The sequence below is a fragment of the Herbaspirillum sp. B65 genome, from assembly GCF_000333555.1.
GTDB lineage: Bacteria > Pseudomonadota > Gammaproteobacteria > Burkholderiales > Burkholderiaceae_D > Herbaspirillum > Herbaspirillum rubrisubalbicans.
Map to the genome: position 1 here is coordinate 1 of NZ_BADI01000034.1, position 1,883 is coordinate 1,883.

Consider the following 1,883-nt stretch of genomic DNA (forward strand, 5'->3'; position numbering starts at 1 on the left):
GGGGCGAGAACGGTGCCGGCAAGAGCACGCTGTGGGCCTTCATCTCGGGCCAGCGTGCGCCCAGCGAAGGACGCATCTTTCTCGATGGCGAGGAAATCCAGGGCGCCGACGTCAAGCGCATGGAAGCCGCGGGCGTCTTTCTGGTGCCGCAGGAACCGATGATCATCGAGCATATGTCGGTGATGGAAAACCTGATGCTGGGGCTCTGGCCGGCCAAGCGCGGCTTCGTCGCCTGGCGCCGGATGCGCGAGAACGCCGCGCGCATGTTGGCCGGCACCGGGATCGACGCCGAGCGCCTGGCCGGCACCCTGGACGCGGTGGCGCGGCGCAAGCTCAATATCCTGCGCGCCATGTTCTCGGGCGGCAGCATCATCATTCTGGATGAGCCGACCGCGGCGCTGACGGTGCCGGATCGCCTGCAATTGTTCGCCTTCATGCGCCAGCTACGCGCCTCGGGCGTGACCTTTATCTTCATCTCGCACTTCAACGATGAAATCCTGGAAATCTGCGACGCCGTCAGCGTGCTGCGTGACGGTGAGCTGGTCGCCACCTGTGAAGAAGTGTGCAGTCTCAGTTCTTCCCAGCTCTCGGAGTTCGTGCTGGGGCGCGAGCTGGACCTGTTCCAGCGCGATCGCAGGCCGGCTCACGCGCTGGCCAGCGCTGAGGTCATCAGCCTGTGCGACATCAGTGGCCTGAATGATGACAAGCTCTGCGTGGATCGCCTGGAGCTCCAGCCCGGTGAAATCATCGGCTTTACCGGCTTGCCAGGGGAGGGCGCCAAGGAATTGGCGCGCGGCTTGTTCGGACTGCTACCCTTGCGCAGCGGACAGATCAGCTTCCCGCGCCAGCCGGCTTGCAGCCTGCCGCAGAGGCCGGATCAAGCCTTGGCCATGGGCATCGCCTATCTCTCCGACGACCGCCGCCGGGATGGGGTGGTCGGCCATCTCTCCATCCGCGAGAACATTGCGCTGTCGTCGCTGCCACGGCGGCTGCGCGCCGGCCTGGTGGATGAAGGGGAAGAACGGCAGGTCTGCACCTCCTACTTCAGGCGCATGGGCATCAAGGCCGACAGTGCCGAGGATGCCGTCAATACCTTGAGCGGCGGCAACCAGCAAAAGGTCTGCCTGGGGCGTGTGCTGGCCACCCTGCCGCGTCTGCTGATCCTGGACGAGCCCACGCGCGGCATCGATGTCGGGGTCAAGCAGGATGTCTTGCGCATCCTCGACCAGTTGAGCCAGGCCGGGGTGAGCGTGATCATCGTCTCCACCGACGTCGACGAACTGGCCCGCGCCGCCGACCGCATCTGCATCTTCCAGCGCGGACGCATCGCCCATGTGGTCAGTGGCGATGACATCAGCACCGACCGCCTGCGCCAACTGGCGCAATGACACCCATACAACAATGAAACAAGGAGACTCCCGCATGACAACCGCAACCGAGGTCGGCACCACGCCTGGTCCCGACCGGCCCGTGAAGGGGCAACGCAAGCCGCGCCAGGTCCTGGGCTGGATCTTGCGCAACGTGGTCTGGATCTGGCTGGTGGCGCTGGTGCTGGGCTTTGGCCTGTTCAGCCAGTTCTTCCTCAGTGTGATGAACCTGCAGAACATCCTGGTGCAAGCCACCGTGCTGGGTCTGTTGGCACTGGCCGTGGCGCTGCCCTTGCTGGTGGGCGAGATCGACCTGTCGCTGCCGGCCAACCTGGGCTTTTCCTCGGCCATCGGCGCCTGGCTGTATGCCACCTGGGGTGGTCCCTGGTGGCTCACCATGCTGGTCGGCGTGGCCGTGGCGACCCTGATCGGCTGGTTCAATGGCCTGTGCATCACGCGCTTGCGCATGGTGTCGCTGATCCAGACGCTGGCCATGATGATCGTGCTGCAAGGGGC

At 65.1% G+C, this 1,883-nt stretch carries 2 protein-coding genes; both read left to right on the top strand.

Annotated elements, in window-relative coordinates; translation table 11 throughout:
* A partial coding sequence (locus tag I5W_RS00700) for a sugar ABC transporter ATP-binding protein (protein ID WP_044527815.1) occupies nucleotides 1-1,388 on the top strand: 1,388 nt, incomplete at its 5' end.
* Nucleotides 1,389-1,422: 34 nt separating this feature from the next.
* Nucleotides 1,423-1,883: ABC transporter permease (locus I5W_RS00705; RefSeq protein WP_044527816.1), on the top strand; the 461-nt coding region annotated here is incomplete at its 3' end.